Origin of the sequence: Nocardia jejuensis NBRC 103114 (assembly GCF_001613145.1) — a bacterium.
In the GTDB taxonomy this organism is placed as follows: Bacteria; Actinomycetota; Actinomycetes; order Mycobacteriales; family Mycobacteriaceae; genus Nocardia; species Nocardia jejuensis.
On sequence record NZ_BDBU01000005.1, the window covers coordinates 279,276 to 296,878 of the forward strand.

15 protein-coding genes are annotated in these 17,603 nt (G+C 67.9%); 3 read left to right on the forward strand and 12 right to left on the reverse strand.

The features are described 5' to 3' along the window. Nucleotide 1 precedes the first annotated feature (1 nt). The 3 genes from casG to NJ1_RS04710 form a co-directional block, all read right to left on the reverse strand. Nucleotides 2-1,663, reverse strand: coding sequence for a steroid-24-oyl-CoA synthetase (casG, locus tag NJ1_RS04700; protein WP_067687766.1), 1,662 nt, complete (start codon nucleotides 1,661-1,663; stop codon nucleotides 2-4). A gap of 79 nt (nucleotides 1,664-1,742) precedes the next feature. Continuing rightward, complete coding sequence (locus tag NJ1_RS04705; protein WP_067687935.1) at nucleotides 1,743-2,894, reverse strand: serine hydrolase domain-containing protein; 1,152 nt, start codon at nucleotides 2,892-2,894, stop codon at nucleotides 1,743-1,745. Between the two features lie 13 nt (nucleotides 2,895-2,907). Further along, the gene (locus tag NJ1_RS04710) at nucleotides 2,908-4,293 is read right to left on the reverse strand and encodes a flavin-containing monooxygenase (RefSeq protein ID WP_067687768.1); all 1,386 of its coding nucleotides are present in this window, start codon (nucleotides 4,291-4,293) and stop codon (nucleotides 2,908-2,910) included. Between the two features lie 116 nt (nucleotides 4,294-4,409). Here NJ1_RS04710 and NJ1_RS04715 point away from each other — a divergent pair, with 116 nt between their 5' ends. Next, on the forward strand, nucleotides 4,410-5,042 hold the full coding sequence (locus NJ1_RS04715; protein WP_067687770.1) for a TetR/AcrR family transcriptional regulator: 633 nt from the start codon (nucleotides 4,410-4,412) through the stop codon (nucleotides 5,040-5,042). A gap of 25 nt (nucleotides 5,043-5,067) precedes the next feature. Here the strand turns inward: NJ1_RS04715 and NJ1_RS04720 are convergent, their stop codons facing one another. From NJ1_RS04720 to NJ1_RS04755, 8 genes are all read right to left on the reverse strand, one after another. Then, nucleotides 5,068-5,463, reverse strand: a complete 396-nt coding sequence (locus NJ1_RS04720; protein WP_067687772.1) for a nuclear transport factor 2 family protein — start codon at nucleotides 5,461-5,463, stop codon at nucleotides 5,068-5,070. 138 nt (nucleotides 5,464-5,601) lie between these two features. Beyond that, entirely contained in the window at nucleotides 5,602-5,817 is a 216-nt protein-coding gene (locus NJ1_RS04725; RefSeq protein ID WP_067687774.1) for a hypothetical protein, read from the reverse strand. 62 nt (nucleotides 5,818-5,879) lie between these two features. Next, a complete protein-coding gene (locus tag NJ1_RS04730) occupies nucleotides 5,880-6,656 on the reverse strand; it encodes a sirohydrochlorin chelatase (protein ID WP_067687776.1) in 777 nt (258 codons plus the stop codon). Then, entirely contained in the window at nucleotides 6,653-8,038 is a 1,386-nt protein-coding gene (locus NJ1_RS04735) for a uroporphyrinogen-III synthase (RefSeq protein WP_245717211.1), read from the reverse strand. The genes NJ1_RS04730 and NJ1_RS04735 overlap by 4 nt, the downstream gene beginning before the upstream one ends. Further along, nucleotides 8,035-8,427, reverse strand: a complete 393-nt coding sequence (nirD, locus tag NJ1_RS04740; protein WP_067687778.1) for a nitrite reductase small subunit NirD — start codon at nucleotides 8,425-8,427, stop codon at nucleotides 8,035-8,037. The genes NJ1_RS04735 and nirD overlap by 4 nt, the downstream gene beginning before the upstream one ends. A 64-nt stretch (nucleotides 8,428-8,491) precedes the next feature. Next, complete coding sequence (gene nirB / locus NJ1_RS04745; protein WP_067687783.1) at nucleotides 8,492-11,053, reverse strand: nitrite reductase large subunit NirB; 2,562 nt, start codon at nucleotides 11,051-11,053, stop codon at nucleotides 8,492-8,494. 26 nt (nucleotides 11,054-11,079) lie between these two features. Next, the gene (locus NJ1_RS04750; RefSeq protein WP_084477744.1) at nucleotides 11,080-12,570 is read right to left on the reverse strand and encodes a nitrate/nitrite transporter; all 1,491 of its coding nucleotides are present in this window, start codon (nucleotides 12,568-12,570) and stop codon (nucleotides 11,080-11,082) included. A gap of 256 nt (nucleotides 12,571-12,826) precedes the next feature. Then, a complete protein-coding gene (locus NJ1_RS04755) occupies nucleotides 12,827-13,978 on the reverse strand; it encodes an MFS transporter (protein WP_067687937.1) in 1,152 nt (383 codons plus the stop codon). 262 nt (nucleotides 13,979-14,240) lie between these two features. Here NJ1_RS04755 and NJ1_RS04760 point away from each other — a divergent pair, with 262 nt between their 5' ends. After that, the gene (locus tag NJ1_RS04760; protein WP_067687939.1) at nucleotides 14,241-14,912 is read left to right on the forward strand and encodes a FadR/GntR family transcriptional regulator; all 672 of its coding nucleotides are present in this window, start codon (nucleotides 14,241-14,243) and stop codon (nucleotides 14,910-14,912) included. 195 nt (nucleotides 14,913-15,107) lie between these two features. Then, nucleotides 15,108-16,559, forward strand: a complete 1,452-nt coding sequence (locus tag NJ1_RS04765) for an MFS transporter (protein ID WP_067687787.1) — start codon at nucleotides 15,108-15,110, stop codon at nucleotides 16,557-16,559. A 169-nt stretch (nucleotides 16,560-16,728) separates the two neighbouring features. Here the strand turns inward: NJ1_RS04765 and NJ1_RS04770 are convergent, their stop codons facing one another. Further along, nucleotides 16,729-17,580, reverse strand: coding sequence for a TIGR02569 family protein (locus NJ1_RS04770; protein ID WP_067687789.1), 852 nt, complete (start codon nucleotides 17,578-17,580; stop codon nucleotides 16,729-16,731). Nucleotides 17,581-17,603 lie beyond the last annotated feature (23 nt).

Genomic DNA, 17,603 nt, shown 5'->3' on the forward strand with positions numbered 1-17,603 from the left:
GTTATCGGTCCCCCAGGGAGAGTTCGCGGCGCAGCACCTTGCCGGTGACATTGCGCGGCAAGGGATTCGAGGTGATCAGCCAGCGAGCCGGCACCTTGAAGTAGGCCAGGTGCCCGGCCACGTGCTCACGCAGTTCGTCGGCGGTCACCGACTCCGGTTCCGCGACCACCACGATGGCCGCCACCTCCTGGCCCAGATCCTCGTGCGGCACACCGATGACGGCCGATTCCTGCACCAGCGGATGTGCGTCGAGCGCGTTCTCGATCTCGGTCGGGTAGACGTTCTCGCCCCCGCGCAGGATGAGATCCGAGCGCCGGCCCGCCATGAACAGCCTGCCCTCGGAGACATAGCCGAAGTCACCGGTGCGCAGCCAGCGGTTCGCGTCGATGGAGGCGGCGGTGGCGGCCTCGTCGTTCCAGTAGCCGAGCATGACGTACGGGCTGCGCACGCAGATCTCGCCCTCGACGCCGTCGGGTTGCACGACGCCCTCGGGATCGCGGATCTCGACCGAGACGCCGATGATCGCGCGGCCCACGGTCTCCGGGAAGGCGGCCAGCTCCGGCGGGGTCGCGACGGTCGCGGCGGTGCCGCTCTCCGTGCAGCCGTAGCTGGTGGTCAGGGCGACCTGAGCGACCGGAAGGCGGTCCCGCAAACGCTGCTGCAGTGCGGGCGAGGAGGGCGCGGCATTGAGGGAGAAGGCGGCGAGCGAGGCCAGGTCGTACTTCGCCAGATCCGCCTCGAGCAGGCGGCTGGCCATGGTCGGCACCGCGCCCCAGTTGGTGATCCGCTCGGATTCGATCAGCCGCAGCACCTTGTCGGCCTCGAACCCGCCGGTCAGGAACACCACGGTGTCACCGGTGGTGATGCGCGGGATGACCAGGTTGTGCAGGCTCGCGATGTGGAACAGGGGCGAGGTGGTCAGGAAGCGGCGATTCGAGGGGGAACCGTCCCAGGGCAGACCGCGGAAACCGGCGGAGAGAGCGTCGGTGAAACGGTGATAGTCGCTGACCGCCACCATGTTCCGATGCGAGTGCACCACACCCTTGGGGCGGCCGGTGGTGCCGCTGGTGTAGAGAATGCAGGCCGGGTCCTCCTCATCCACCTCGTTGACGGGATACTCGCCGCGGTACTCGCGCACCAGTTCGGGCAGGTCGCCCTCCATGGTCAGCACCGGGATGTCGGTGCCGGTCGCGGCCAGCTGCTGCGCGCGCTTGGCATCGGCGATCACCACCACGGGCCGGGTGTGCTCGAGCCCGTAGGCGATCTCACGCGGGGCCCACCAGGCGTTGTAGCCGACCGGCACCGCGCCCAGGCGCTGCGCGGCCCAGAAGGTCAGCACCCACTCGGGGGTATTGGCGGCCAGGATGCCGACCCGATCACCCTTGCCGATGCCGTAGCGCTGCGCCAGCGCCGCGGCCAGCGCTCCGGCCGCCTCGTAGTGCTCGGCGAAGGTCATGCGGTTGTCGTCCGCGACCAGATAGTCGCGATCGCCCAGATCACGGGAGGCCTCGAGCAGGCCCTGCAGCGAGCGGTGACGGTTGCGGAACACCGGGATCGTGGCGCCCAGGACCGGCTCGACCGTCATTTCGAAGGGTCCGCCCGGACCGGTGAGGCCCGCGGCTATCTGCGCGGCCAGCGCCTGGAGATCAACGGCTTTCGTCATGAATCAAGTCCTCGAATAATCGTTAGCGAACCTTCGCAGCTTGCCCGAGCCGGGCGTTCCGCGGAGGTGAACCAGGTATTTACTGCTCACGGCCGCGTACGGCGGCGAAGGTCGCCTTCAGGTAGGCGTCCGCGCGATCGGAGCCGATCAGGCCCGGGGCCATCCGGTTCATCGCGTAGGCGAAGGTGACGCGGTGGTCCAGATCGTTCACCACGAACGCCCCGCCCAGCCCGGCCCACCAGCACACCCGGCCGTCCGGCACATGCGGTGCGGTCTGCGGCTGCGGCAGGCCGTAACCGAGACCGAAGCGCAGCGGCAGCATGATGGCCAGATCCACGCCGTCGGACTGCTGCTCGAAGATGCGGTCGATGGTCTTGTCCGACAGGTACTTCCGGCCGCTCAGCTCACCGCCGTTGCTGATCAGCGACTGCACCCGGGCGATCGAGCGGGCGTTGCCGTGACCGTTGACCCCGCCGATCTGCGCCTGCCGCCAGGCGGTGGTGTTGCACTCCTGGAATTCCAGCATGGGCTGGAACAGCGTCTTGAACATGACGCTGTCCTGCGGCAGCAGCGAGATGTCGAACTCCGGCATCTCCGGGGGAACCAGATCCGCCACACGATCGAGATGCTCCGCGGGGGTGCCGATATGGAAATCGGCGCCCAGCGGACCGGCCAACTCCTCGGCGAAGAACTCACCGAGGGTGCGGCCGGTGATCCGGCGGATGACCTCGCCGACCAGGTGTCCGTAATTGATGGCGTGATAGCCCGAGGCGGTGCCCGGCTCCCACCACGGGGCCTGCGACGCCAGGCGCGCGGTGGACGCCTCGAGATCGTAGATGTCGGGCAGCTCGATGGGGGCGTCCCAACCCGAGACGCCGGAGGTGTGCGAAAGCAGGTGCCGCACTTCGATATCGGCCTTGCCGTTGGCCGCGAACTCCGGCCAGTAGTGCGCCACCCGCTGATTCGGGTCCAGCTCACCGCGATCCACCAGCAGCAGCGCGCTGAGCGAGGCCATGGTCTTGGTGATCGAGAAGGTGTTCACCAGGGTGTCCGCGCCCCAGCGCCGGGTTTGTGCGTGATCGGCCCAGCCGCCCCACAGATCGACCACGGCCACACCGTCCACGGTGACACACAGGGACGCGCCGAGTTCGGCCCCGGATTCCACCTGCTCGGTGAAAGCCGCACGGACCTCGGCGAATTCGTCGGTACAGAAACCAGCGACGTTGCTCATCTGCTCCACTCCCCTACTTGACCCGGGCCGCCGCGCGCGGCGACACCGGCAGGGCGTGGTTGTAAGCGGCGGCACGCTTGGCTCCGCGCGCCAGCTCGCGCTGCAGATCCCGTACGTACGGCTCGAATTCGATCTGGATGGTGTGCCGGGGCGAGTCGTAGTAGCGGCCCGATCGGCTGGCCTCGGCCGTGCGCATGGTCTCGCGCATCTCCACCTCCGAGGGCAGCCGGTAGTTGCCGCTCAGATAGGCCGCGACCAGCTTGGACTGCTGCTCGGCGAAGTTCACCAGCGTCGGCATCGGTTGTGCCAGACCGAGATAGAAGAGGTTGTCGATGCCGGGCTTGATCATCTGCCGGTACAGCGGAAGCATGTTCCGCGAATCGGGAACCAGCTCCGGATCGTCGAAGAACGGGAAGCTGATGTGATACCCGGTGGCGCACACCACCACATCGACCTCTTCGACGGTGCCGTCCGCGAAATGCACCTTGTCACCGTCCAGGCGGGTGATCGCGGGCTTGAAAGTGACGTCGCCGCAGCCGGCCCGGTGCAGGAATTCCTCACTGGCCGAGGGATGCGCCTCGAAGGGCAGGTGGTCGGGCTTGGGCAGGCCGTAGTTCTCCATGTGGCCGCGGTTCTTGACCACGAAGCGCTGCTTGAGCTTGAGCGCCACCTTCGACGGAATCCACGGCGGCACAGAGGATTTGTCACCCACCGCGCCGTTGACGTACTTGGGCAGCACCCAGACGCCGCGACGGGCCGAGAGATAGAACTTCGAGGCGATGAAGCGCTGGGACAGCTCGGTCGCGATGTCCAGACCCGAATTGCCCATGCCCACCACGACGATTCGCTTGCCGCGCATATCGATCGGGTCGAACGGATCGTTGTAGGCGTGCGAATGCATCAGGACGCCGTCGAATTCACCGGGATAATCGGGGGTGCGCGGATCCCAGTGGTGGCCGTTGCACACCAGCAGCGCGTCGTAGACCTCGGTGCGACCGGTATCGGTGGTGACAACCCAGAGTCCGTCGGCATCACGTGCGGCCGAGATCACCTTGGTGTTCAGGATGATTCGATCGGCCAGGCCGAAATGCTCGACGTAATCCTTGAAATACTGATGCAGCTGCGTGTGATGCGGAAAGTCCGGCCATTCCTCGGGGGCGGGGAAGTCCTCGAACGCGAGCCGGAACTTCGAGGTGTCGATGTGCAGGCTCTGGTAGCAGGCCGACATTCCGTTCGGGTTCTTGTAGTACCAGTTGCCGCCCACCTGGTCCGAGGCTTCGTAGCAATCGAAGGGGATGCCGTATTCGGCGAGGCGTTTCGCGACGGTGATTCCCGAGGGGCCCGCGCCGATGACGCATACCCGGGGCAACTCGCGTGCGCCTGCGGTCTGATCGGTCAATTCACTCTCCTGGTTCGGCGATGGGTCACATTCCACTGCCGGACGTGATCTGACACACACGCTAACATTCGCTAGACAGTGTGTCTAGTGAGTTTACGTACGTCTATCATCAACCCATGCAGACCGAACCGGCAGCACCCGAGGCCCGCCGCACCTCCCTGCGCGAGGAACAGAAGCGGCAAACTCGCAGCCGGCTCATCGACGCGGCCAAAGCGCTGTTCACCACCCAGGGCTACGCACCGGTCCGGGTGGACGACATCGCCGCCGCCGTCGGATGCAGCCGCGCCACCTTCTACCTGCACTTCAACAGCAAGCCGGATGTGTTGCGCGCCATCGCCGAACAGGGCACTCTGCCCAGCGTCCAGCACTTCTACGAGGACCTCGACCACGTGCTCGACAGCGGCTCGCGCGAGGAATTCGGGGCGTGGATGCGACGGGCCATCGACTGGTTCCAGGAGTACAAGGACCTGCTCCCGGCCTGGGACGAGGCGACCGCGCTGGAACCGGAGTTCCGGGAGGTCGCGCGCGAGGGGATCCTGGCGCTGCCGAACGTGATGACCTCGTACCTCTCGCGCTGGCCGGACGGGCAGCAGGACGAGGCCAGATTGCGGATCGAACTGCTGGTCGCGCAGCTGGAGCGGTTCTTCACGCGCTGGGCCATGCAGGGCACCATCGACGTCACGGCCGAGCAGGCCGCGGCGGTGCTGACCGATATCTGGTTCCCGGCGCTGCAGACACCCGGGGCGTGAAAGCCGCTCGGAATCGGAGCCCGGGTCAGACCGTGCGGGCTCGGGCGAGTTCCCAGAACGCCCGCAGCGCGATGATCTTGCCCGCTGCGTTCACGCGGTAGGTGGCCACCAGGTCCACCTCCACGGACACCTCCGGGCGGGAGCTCGAAATCGTGCCGGTGAAGGCCACTTCGGAGCCGCAGGCGAACGAATCGGACCAGCGGAAGTCGATCACGCTGGGGGCGATGGCCAGGTCCCAGAAGGCGGCGATGGCCTCGAGCCCGAGGTGACCGTGACCCGCCGGGTCGTAGGGCGAGACGCCGATCGGATCCTGCACGCGCGCATTCGCGGCGAACAGCGCCAGCCACTCGTCCTTGCGCTTGGCGCGCACGGCGGCCTGGGAGGCGAGTCCGGCACGGCGAGCGGGATGTTCGGTCGGCATGCGGTCATTCTGACCGCGCGCCCGCCGTTACCGGAGTGTGATTCCGCCTGTCGGACAATGGATTCGATTCAGCGGAATCGGCACTTGACTACCGGAGACCGGTATTTCCGGCCTCCGGGGAAATGCGAGCCGCCGGAATCAGTGGCTTGCCGCGGAACCCGAAACCCCGAATACACCGAGATCCTGCTGGTTCGGCTCGAGTTCGTTCCGGCCGTCGCCGTGGCATTCGGCCTCGGTCTTGCCCAATGCCTTGCAGGAAGCCCACGGGTCGAACAGCGGGACCGCGTTGGCGGGCACGTAAGTTCCGGCCGCGACGGCTGCCGCGAGACCGGCGATGACAATCAGCTTTTTCACAGAAACAGGCTGCCACGGACACGCCGAATTCACCAAGCGATCGGTGAATCAGGCGTTTCCGGTCATGCCGCCCGCGCGGCGAGAAGTGAATTCGCGGCCGTGCGATAGCGATCGATCAGCAATCGGACCACCGCGGGATGCACGCCGATGGGGTCCGCGACACCGTCCGCACCCGCCGCATGCAGCCGCTCGTGGAACAGGCCGTGCGCGAGCAGGTAGGAGGCGACGAACACCCGGCGGGCGCCGGAATCGCGCAGTCCGGCAACCACTTCCGGAACTCGCGGCTCACCGGTCGCGATGTAGGCGATGCGCACCGGAGCGCCGATCTGCCCGGCCAGCAGCCCCGCCGCACGCCGGACATCCTGGCGCGCACGGGCATCGGAGGAACCCGCGGCGGCGAAGACCACCGCGTCGCCCGGACGCCAGCCCGCGGCGCGCAACCGCATCCGCATGACCGCGGCCAACGCCGGATCCGGGCCCATGGCCTGGGTGACCGCGACCGCCTCGTGGGCACTCGCGGCCACCTCTCGCGGCACATCCTGATAGACGTGATAACCCGAGGCCAGGAACGCCGGAACCACCACCGCCGGAACGGGATCCAGGTTCCGCAGCACCTCGGCCGGGGACGGGCCCAGCACATCGACGAACGCGGTGCGCACCGCCGGAACCTCGGACGGCGGCGTCGATGCGGCCCCGAACGCCGCACCGGCGCCGGTCCGGGGAAGCGCGTGCGAGCGGGAAAACTCCTGCGCCACAGCCTCGGCCAGATCGGCGATCATCTGTACGCCCTTGGCGCTCCGGGTGCCGTGTGCGACCAGGACCAGGGCGGGGGTGCTCACCAGACCCCCGAAACCGGAGCCGGGCGGGTCGCCCGCACGGGCGCTCCGGAGCCGGTCACCGGCGGACGCGGCAGATCCGCGTGGCGAGCGGGAAAACCTTCGCGGGCGATCGCACCGGGGACCTGGGTGGCTTCCGGCGCGATCGGACGAGCGGGCACCGTCGGGAAGGCGCGCCGCGCACCCAGGCCCGGAGACCTCGGGAACGGCTGGGACACGATCGGTTCCATCGGCCGCGAGTTGTCGGTGCATTCGGCCGGGTCCAGGGCCAGGCGGTAGCCACGCTTCACCACGGTCTGGATGGCCTTGGGCGTACCGAGACCCGCGCGCAGCCGGGCGATGGCGGTCTCCACGGCGTGGGTGTCGTCACCGCCACCGGGCAGCGCCGCGAGCAGATCCTCGCGCGAGACCACGCGGCCGGGCTGGCGGGCCAGCGAACGCATCAGCGCCATCGGCGCGGGCGCGAGCTGCCGGACCTGGCCGTCCACCACGACACACGCGCCGCGCACGCTCAGGATGTGCCCGGCGGCCTGAATCCGGCTGGCGCGCCGGGGAAGTTCCTCGGCCACGTGCCGGGCCAGCGCACCCAGGCGGGCGCGGCCGGGCATGGAACAGGTGACCCCGAGCTCCTCGAGCGGGGCGGCGGTGATCGGGCCGACGCAGGCCGGGAGGACCCGGGTGCGCATGGCGTGCAGGACGGCCTCGAGCAGGCCGGTTTCCTTGGCGCGCATCAGCAGTGAGGCCACCGCGGGCGCGCTGGTGAAGGTCACGCAGTCGATGCCCGCGGTGACGATCGCCTCGATGAGACGGTCCATCGGGGTGCGATCGTCCGGCGGCACCCAGCGATAGACCGGAACCGGAACCACATCGGCTCCGGCACAGCGCAATACCTCACAGAAATCCGGAACCGGCTCCCACTCGGTGGTCGCACCGTGCAGCTGCACCGCGATGCGCACACCCTCGACGCCCTGTGCCAGCAGGTGATCGAGCACCTCGGCACTGGATTCGGAAGCGGGAGACCACTCTTCGCGCAGTTCTGCGGCGCGGATGGCGCCCTTGGCCTTGGGGCCGCGGGCCAGCAGCCTGGTGGTGCCCAGCGCGATTCGCAGGTCCTCGGCCAGACCCCAGCCCTCGGCGGCCTCCATCCAGCCGCGGAAGCCGATACCGGTGGTGGCCACGGCGATCTGCGGCGGATCGGCCACGAGCCGGCGCGTCACGCGCTCGAGCTCGGTGTCGTCCGAGAGCGGAATGATTCGGATGGCCGCGGCGGTGACGACGTTCGCGCCGCGCCGGGTGAGCAGGGTGCCGAGTTCGTCCGCACGCCGCGCGGCCGTGATGCCGACGGTGAAGCCGGCCAGCGGGGTGCCCGCGTCGAGCTCGGTCATGCCGTACCACCGGGGACGTCGAGTGGGTCGTTCGCGACCGCGACCACGCCATCGACGACTCGGACCGCGTACACCGGCACCGAGGTGGACTCGTCGTCCAGGCAGCGTCCGTCGATCAGCGAGAAGGCCTGCTTGAGCAGCGGGGACGCCACGACCGGCACGCCGGCCCGATCACCGACTATGCCGCGGGACATGACCGCCGCCCGGCCGAACGGATCGATGTTGCCGAGCGCGAAGAGCGTGCCCTCGGTGGTCAGGAACAGGGCCGCCTGGCGGCCGCCCTTCAAGAGAACCGCAACACCGCGGCCGGGAATCAAGTAATCCAGTCGGCAAGCCTGCGTCCAGCCGGTGGTGCTGGTGGCGGTGCCTGGTGTGTCGATCACGGTCATCGGTCTTCTCCTCCGAACGCCTTACCTATTGGTACCGACGTCCTGTTTCCAAGCGGTTAAGCAGTCATTTCCCGTGCGTGGCGGCGTCCACGTTCTTCGTCACACCGACCGGAAGGTCTGGAATGCCCAGCAGGACCGGAACCTTGCGTTCACCGCTGTCATCGAAGGAAATGGTGGGGTCGGTCTCCTCCGGCGCGTTCACGAAAGTGACGAAGCGCGAGAGCTTCTCCTCGTCGTCCAGGACCGCGGCCCACTCGTCCCGGTACCCCGCGACGTGGCGTTCCATGCTGATCTCGAGATCCTGCGCGATACCGAGGCTGTCCTCGCAGACGACCTGCTTGAGGTAGTCGATCCCGCCTTCGAGGGCCTCCTGCCACGGCGCGGTGCGCTGCAGCCGGTCCGCGGTGCGGATGTAGAACATGAGGTACCGGTCGATGTAGCTGATCAGGGTGTCGTCGTCCAGCTCACCGGCCAGCAGCACGGCGTGCTTCGGGGTCAGACCACCGTTGCCGCCGACGTACAGGTTCCAGCCGTTCTCGGTGGCGATGACGCCGACGTCCTTGCCGCGCGCCTCCGCGCACTCGCGCGCACAGCCCGACACGCCCAGCTTGAGCTTGTGCGGGGAACGCAGACCACGGTAGCGCTTCTCCAGCAGCACGGCCATGCCGACCGAATCCTGCTGACCGTAGCGGCACCAGGTCGAGCCGACGCAGGACTTCACCGTGCGCAGCGACTTGCCGTACGCGTGACCCGACTCCATGCCGGCGTCGACCAGGCGCTTCCAGATCGGGGGCAGCTGCTCCACGCGGGCGCCGAACAGGTCGATGCGCTGACCGCCGGTGACCTTCACGTACAGGCCGAATTCCTTTGCCACCTCACCGATCACGATGAGCTGCTCGGCGGTGACCTCACCACCGGGCATGCGCGGCACCACCGAGTAGGTGCCGTTCTTCTGCAGGTTGGCCAGGAAGTGATCGTTGGTGTCCTGCAGGGCGGCCTGCTCGCCGTCCAGGATGTGATCGCTGGAGGTCGAGGCCAGCACGGAGGCGACCGTCGGCTTGCAGATATCGCAGCCGGATCCCTTGCCGTACTTGGCGATCAGACCCGAGAAGGTGCGGATGCCGGTGCTCTGCACGATGTGGAACAGCTCGGCGCGCGACTGCGAGAAGTGCTCGCAGAGCGACTTGGAGACCGCGACGCCCGACTGCTCCAGCAGCTTCTTGAGCATGGGAACGCAACCGCCGCAGGAGGTTCCGGCATTGGTGCTGCTCTTGATGCCCGGGACGTCGCAGGCGCCCTCGGCGATGGCCCCGCAGATCGAGCCCTTGGACACGTTGTTGCAGGAGCAGATCTGCGCGTCGTCGGGCAGCGCGTCCGCACCCAGTTCCGCACCGGCCGGGGAGATCAGCGCCGCCGGATCGGCGGGCAGCGGACGCCCGACCAGCGGGCGCAGCGCCGAGTACTGGGTGGCGTCGCCGACCAGCACGCCGCCGAGCAGGGTCTTGGCGTCATCGGAGACGACGAGCTTGGCGTAGGTGCCCTTGGCGGCGTCGTGCAGCACCACCGACAGCGCGCCCTCGGTGGTGGCGTGCGCGTCGCCGAAGCTGGCCACGTCCACCCCGAGCAGCTTGAGCTTGGTGGACAGATCCGCGCCGGGGAACTCCCCCGCGCCGCCGAGCAGACGGTCCGCGACGATCTCGGCGGTGGTGTAGCCGGGAGCGACCAGGCCGTAGCACACCCCCTCCACCGCGGCGACTTCGCCGACCGCGTAGATGTTCGGGTCCGAGGTCCGCATGCCCAGATCGGTGATCACCCCGCCGCGCGGGCCGACCTCGATGCCCGAGGTGCGGGCGATCTCGTCGCGCGGGCGGATGCCGGCGGCGAAGATCACGACCGCCGCGCGCACCTGCGACTCGTCGGAGAAGGAGACCCGCAGCCGGTCCGCGAGCGAGGCGCCCTCGACCGTCTCGATGGCGGAGGTGCCGACACCGGTGTGCACGTGCAGGCCCAGCTCGGTGACCAGCTGCTCCAGGATCGCGCCGCCGCCCTCGTCGATCTGGGCGGGCATCAGCCACCTGTTGTACTCGACCACGTGCGGGGTCATGCCCAGCAGCCGCAGCGCGTTCGCCGCTTCCAGGCCGAGCAGACCACCACCGACCACCACGCCGACCGCGCCGGGACCGGCGGCCTCGGCCGCGGCCCGGATGCCGTCCAGGTCCTCGAGCGTGCGGTAGACGAAGCAGCCCTCGGAGTCGTGGCCCGGCACCGGCGGCACGAAGGCGTAGGAACCGGTCGCGAGAACCAGTGCGTCGTAACCGATCACGTCTCCCGAGGAGGTGGTGACCTTGCGGGCGTTGCGGTCGATGGCGTCGGCCTTCACGCCCAGGCGCAGGTCCACCAGCGCGTCGCCGGCGTACTCGTTACCGGGCAGCGCCAGGTGCGCGGACTCCCAGACTCCCACGTAGCCGGAGAGACCGACGCGGTCGTACGCGGGCAGCTTCTCCTCGCTCAGCACCACCACCTGCCAGGTCGCGGCCTCGTCGCGGGCGCGCAGCGCCTCCACGAACCGGTGCCCGACCATGCCGTGGCCGATGACAACCGCTGTCTTGCGTTCGATCCGGTTCATGAGAGTCCCTTTCGCAGGTGGACGGTTCAGGCCCGTGCGGACGAGGTGGACGAGCTGGAGGAGGAGGCGCGATCGGCGGATTCCGCTTGCAGCACAAGGGCTTCGGCCTCGACGACAACCTCGTTGTCGGTGTCCGCGGACAGCGTGCGCAGGCTCGGGCGGCGCATGAAGACCGCCCAGCAGACCAGGGCGCACACCACGTAGAAGGCCATGAACACCCAGAACGCGGTGGTGGCGGACTTGGTGGAGGCGTAGGAGGAGCGCAGCACCAGGTTGATGCCGACCCCGCCCAGTGCGCCGATCGCGCCGACGAAGCCGATCAGCGCGCCGGAGGTGTTCTGCGCCCAGGCGGCGCGGGTGGCCGAATCACCGTGCAGGCTACGGGATTTCGCCTCGAACACCGACGGGATGATCTTGGTGACCGCGCCGTTGCCGAAGCCCGAGATGACGAACAGCGCGGTGAAGCCGATGCTCAGCGCGACCAGCACGCCGCCCTTGGGGCTGCCGGTGCCGTCGCCCATGGTGCTGGACACCGCGACCACCGCGGCGGCGGCGGTCATGGCTCCGAAGGTGTAGAGGGTGACCCGGCTGCCACCGATGCGGTCGGCCCACTTGCCGCCGTAGGGGCGAGCCAGCGAACCCAGCAGCGGGCCGATGAAGGCGATCTGCGCGGCGTGCAGGGCGGCTGCGGCGGCGCTCGCGCCACCGGCCTTGAAGCTGATCTGCAGGACCTGACCGAACGCGAAGCTGTAGCCGATGAAGGAACCGAAGGTGCCGATGTACAGGAACGCGATGGCCCACGACTGCGGCACGCGCAGCGCCTCGAGCATGTAGGTCAGGTCGGCCTTCTGGTTCCTGACGTTGTCCATGAACAGCGCCGCACCCGTCGCGGCCAGCACGATCAGCGCGAGGTAGATCGCGCACACCACCGAGGCGTTGCCGTACGCGTTGCCCAGGGTCGCGATCACCGCCAGGCCGATCAGCTGAATCACCGGCACGCCGATATTGCCGCCGCCCGCGTTCATGCCCAGCGCCCAGCCCTTGAGCCGCTGCGGATAGAAGACGTTGATGTTCGACATCGAGGAGGAGAAGTTGCCGCCGCCCAGGCCCGCGAAGGCCGCCACGATCAGGAACGTGGTGTACGAGGTGCCCGGCTGATTGATGAAGTACAGGGTCAGCAGCACCGGGATCAGCAGCGCCAGCGCACTGAAGATCGTCCAGTTGCGACCGCCGAACTTCGCCGTGGCGACGGTGTACGGAATCCGCATGAGGCCACCGACCAGGGTGGGCACCGCGCCCAGGAAGAACTTGCCCGCGGTGTCGATGCCGAACACATCGGTCGGCATGAACAGCACCATCACCGACCAGATGGACCACACCGAGAAGCCGATGTGCTCGGCGAACACCGACCACACCAGATTGCGGCGAGCGATGTCCTTACCGCCGGCTTCCCAAGCCTGGACATCCTCGGCATCCCAGTGCGCGATGTCGTGATTGCGCTTCAGCGTCGTGAACAAGGGTCCTCCTGAAATCGGATGACCCAAAGGTAGAAAACCGGTATTGCGGCAATGCTGCGCGAAATGACCGCTGAATCAACGGTTGCTCACGGGACGCCGGAATCCACGGTGAGAACGCACCCTATGTTTCCGCGGTGTGACACAACGGTTTCCACGCGTCACGAACGGCCGAAAACGCCGAATGCCGACCGTGAGGTGAGAGCGTCGCCACACAGCATGGCGCGTGCCTCACGGGTCGGCAACTCGGGCGGTGAAATCAGTGCCAGGTGTCCTCGAGCATGCGCGGCTTGCACGCCTGCCAGGCTCCGGCCAGCAGCACCAGCACCGCGACCACGAGGAAGCCGAACGGCGCCAGCCAACCTCCGGTCATCGAGTGCAGCGTGCCGAACAGCAGCGGGCCCACACATGCCACGAGGTAGCCGACGCCCTGGGTGAAACCGGACAGGGCGGCCGAGCCGGCGGCCGAACGGGTACGCAGGTTGATCAGCGTCAGCGCCATCGGGAAGGTCGAGGGCCCAAGTCCCAGGAGCACCACCCACAGCAGCGGTGCGCTCATCGGAGCGATCAGCAATCCCGCGAAACCCGCGAAAAAGAAGACCGCACAACCGATCACGACGGGGAACGGATTGCGCATGCGGCCGGTGACGATGGGCGCGGACAGCGCCGCCACCAGACCGATCAGGGCGAAGATGCCGACCATGCTGCCGCCGTACGCGGCGCTGGCGCCGGCGTCGGAGAAGATCGAGGGCATCCAGGCGAACATGGAATAGGTGATCAGCGAGGTCATGCCGAACATCAGGGCCATGCCCCAGGCCAGCGGCGACCGCCACACCTGACCGGTGGCCTCGACGGGGGCGACGGGAATGTCGGTGCCGTCCGCGAGCGCGTGCTGACGACGCACCCGCAGCACGGCCAGCCACGGCAGCACGGCCAGGATCGGCAGCAGCGCCCACACGCCCAGCGATACGCGCCACCCGTGCGACTCGGCGATCGGCACCGCGATCAGCGCCGGAACGACCGTGCCCAGCTGCACCATCACGATGTAGACCGAGGACAGCAGCGCCAGTCGATCGGAGAAGTACCGTTTGACCAGCGGCGGGATCACCACGTTTCCGATGCCCATACCGGTCAGCGCCAGCGCGGAGAACGCCAGCAGCGACCAGGTGTCCGGCACGATCGAGCGCACCGCGGAACCGACCGCGGTCAGCACCATGGCGGTCAGCGCGGTGGCCTCCAGGCCCAGGCGGCGGGTCAGGAGTGGGGTGAGCAGGCCCGCGGCGGCGAACATCAGGGTCGGGATCATGCCGAACACGCCGACGACGGCGGTCGAATAGCCGATGTCGTCGCCGATGCGGGCCGCCAGCGGGGAGAAGGCGGTCACGGCGATGCGCAGGGTGAGCGCGGACATCAGGATCGCGGCCAGCACCAGCAGGCGGCCCTCGATCAGCGAACGCTTGCGCCGGGTGAGTGCTGCGGTCGATGCCGGATCCTGCGCGGTACGCGGGGGCTCCACGGCATGTCGCTGCTCGACGATCGCGTTCTTCCGGGAGGCAGAAGAAAGGCCCCCGGTGGGGGCCCCGGTCTCGTTCAAGGTCGCAGTCACCGGGAAATCATAGGATGACCCGATGATGTGACGCAATGGAAATGTGAGGCACGGTACGCTGTTGCTCGTGCAACCAGTCCGGCGCACGAGCCTCATCGCCCAGGTGACAGAGCAGCTTCGTGCCGAAATCCGTTCCGGCCGTTGGCCCGTCGGCTCGCGTATCCCCACCGAGCCCGAGCTGACCGAACTCACCGGGACCGGTCGAAATACCGTCCGCGAAGCCGTCCAGGCGCTCGTGCATGCAGGCATGGTCGAACGAAGACAGGGTTCCGGGACGTATGTGACCTCCACGTCCACCCTCGGCGGCACGCTGACCGAGTACTTCGCCGACGCCCAGCAGCGCGACATCCTCGAACTGCGCCAGGCACTGGATACCACCGCGGCCTCGCTCGCGGCCAGTCGGCGCGACGAGACCGATATCGCCGAGCTACGACGGCTGCTGGAGGAACGCCGGCTCACCTGGGACGCCGACTTCGACACCGCCATCGCGGCCGACGTGCAACTGCACCGCGCCATCGTGGTCGCCAGCCACAACGCGGTGTACCTCGAGTTCTACGACTCGCTGCTGCCCGTCATCGAGGCCGGGATCCGCTCCCGCTCCGAACGCGCGGGCGAGGCGTACCACGCCGAGCACACCGAACTCGTGCAGGCGGTCATCGACGGGGACCCCGAGCGGGCGGCCCGCACGGCCGACTGCTTCCTCGGCTCGCTCATCGCCGAATACCCGGACGCGCGATAGTAATTCCGGGTAACCGAAAGGTCACCGCGCGAAAGTCCCGGAGGTGAGCCGGAATTGCCCCGGTCGTCACCGAAAGCCATGCCGGCGTAATCAGCACTTCGTACGGTTGTCTCGACCGCAGCGACTCCCCGGTACACATTTTCGTACCGGGAGATCGCGATGAGGGCGGTAGACAGCTCGAGAGGAAAGCTGCTCATGGCAACCGTGGCGACGCCGGAAACGACGATGGACTATCAGAAGCGCGGGCGCTGGCTCGATCGCTGGGAGCCCGACAATACGGAATTCTGGGAAAACGGGGGAAAACGAACGGCCCGCAAGAATTTGATCTTCTCCGTATTCGCGGAGAATCTCGGATTCAGCATCTGGGTCATCTGGGGCAGCGTCGTCACCGCCATGGGGGCGGCCGGATTCGCGTTCCTCAAGGGACCGGACGCGGTCAGCAACGCTCTGCTGCTGACCTCCACGCCCACGCTCGTCGGTGCGGCACTGCGCATTCCGTACACCTTCGCCATCCCGCGCTTCGGCGGGCGGGCGTTCACCGTCTTCAGCGCGGGCATGCTGCTGTTGCCCACGCTCGGCCTGGCCTACTTCATCAATCAGCCCGATACGCCCATGTGGGTGTTCATGCTGCTGGCCGCGACCGCGGGCGTCGGCGGCGGTAACTTCTCCTCCTCGATGGCCAATATCAACTTCTTCTTCCCCGAGGGCAAGAAGGGCACGGCGCTGGGCATCAATGCCGCGGGCGGCAATCTCGGTGTGGCACAGACGCAGTTGTTCGTGCCGCTGATCATCACCCTCGGCACGCACATCCTGGCCAAGGATCCGGCGGGCTACCGCTTCGGCATCACCCTGGCGGTGCTCATGTGGATCCCGCTGATCCTGATCGCCATGGTCGGCGCGCTGCGCTACATGGACTCCATCTCCGGCGCGAAATCCGATGGCAAGTCGTACAAACTGGCGCTGACCAACCGGCACACCTGGGTGATGGCCGTGCTCTACATCGGCACCTTCGGCTCGTTCATCGGCTTCTCCTTCGCCTTCCCGACGCTGCTCAAGGCCAACTTCCCCAGCCTCGCCAAGATCGGCTGGATGGGCACGCTCGGCAATCTCGCCTTCCTCGGCGCACTCGTGGGATCCATGAGCCGGCCCTTCGGCGGCTGGATCTCGGACAAGGTCGGCGGCGCGAAGATGACGCTGTACGTGTTCGGCGGCATGGCCGTGTCCACGCTGCTGATCATGGCGTCGCTCTCGGTGAAGAGCTTTCCGCTGTACCTGATCTCGTTCCTGCTGCTGTTCGTCCTCACCGGCATCGGCAACGGCTCCACCTATCGGATGATCCCGACCATCTTCACCGCCGAGGCGCGGCGGCGCGCCTCGGAAACCGGGCAGGACATCGGCGAGGCGCTGGCCTCGGCCAAGCGGCAGGCCGGTGCGGCCATCGGCGTGATCGGAGCGGTCGGCGCGTCCGGCGGCTGGATCGTGCAGCAGGCACTGCGGCTGTCCAATGTGCACTACGGCAGCATGAGCCCGGCCTTCTGGGGATACGCCGTCGTGTATCTCGCCATGGCCGGGACGGTGTGGTGGTTCTACCTGCGCTCGTCCTTCGCGGCGGACCGGTCCCCCTCGCTGGCCTACGCCAACGTGTAGGAGCGACGCTCGGGCTAAGGGAGATCTGCCCGAAACCGCTGTCCCGCAATGACATAATTCTCTGCGCCACCGAAAAACGCTGTCGCGCCGGACGATTCGATTCGTCCGGCGCGACAGCGTTCGTGGTGCAGGGCTTATCGCGATGCGGTCCTGGCAGCTGCGCCGAGCGCTAGAGCATCAATCGGATCATGTCGGCGGTGTGCGCCAGGCCGGGAAACGCCTCTTCGGTGGATCGAGGGTGCAGGGCGTGCACCGCGAGGCGGAACATGACCGCGCGCACCAGCATCTGCGGCCACTCGGGCAGGTCACCCCAGCGTTGCAGCAGGCCGTCGTCGCCACCGCCCCAGGACAGCGCATCCACCACGATCACGGCGGCGGCCCACGGCGCGGGCCGCCAGTACGGGGTGATGTCGGTCAGACCGGGCGCGAAAGCGCCTGCGAAGAGCACTGTTCCGAACAGATCGCCGTGCACCAGCTGCGCGGGGGTGACGACGGGTTTGCGCAGCGTCGAGAGCTGGGTGATCAGGTGCAGACTGCGATCTCCGTCCGGAGAGGTGGACGGGAGCAGGCCGCCCATCTTGAGGCTGCGCAGCGGAACCGCCTCCCACGCGGCACGATCGGCCGCCGCGAAGACGTCCACATCCACCCACGGCGCGACCGGAGCCTGCGCGAGGAAGCGCGGCCGCTCGAGCGTGGCCGTCACCTGATGCAACCGCAGCGACACCGACACCACCTCGTCGTGCCGGGGCTCGGGCACGCCCTCGAGATAGGTGTCCGCACGCCAACCCGATACGACATAGCGGCCGTCGGTGGCCCGGACCGGCCGGGCCAGCCGGATGCCGTCCACACGCAGCGTCTCGCGCACCTTCGCCGACCACGCGGCCCGCGCGTGATCGGTCACCGGGCTGAGCACGACATCGCCGCACCGCCAGCCACCGTCCCAGTTCCCCAATGGAACCGGCACGATTTCTCGCAACCCGAATGTCGAGCGCACGTGTTCCGGAGGCTCCACAGCAATCATGGTCACGGGCGTACCGTACCGCT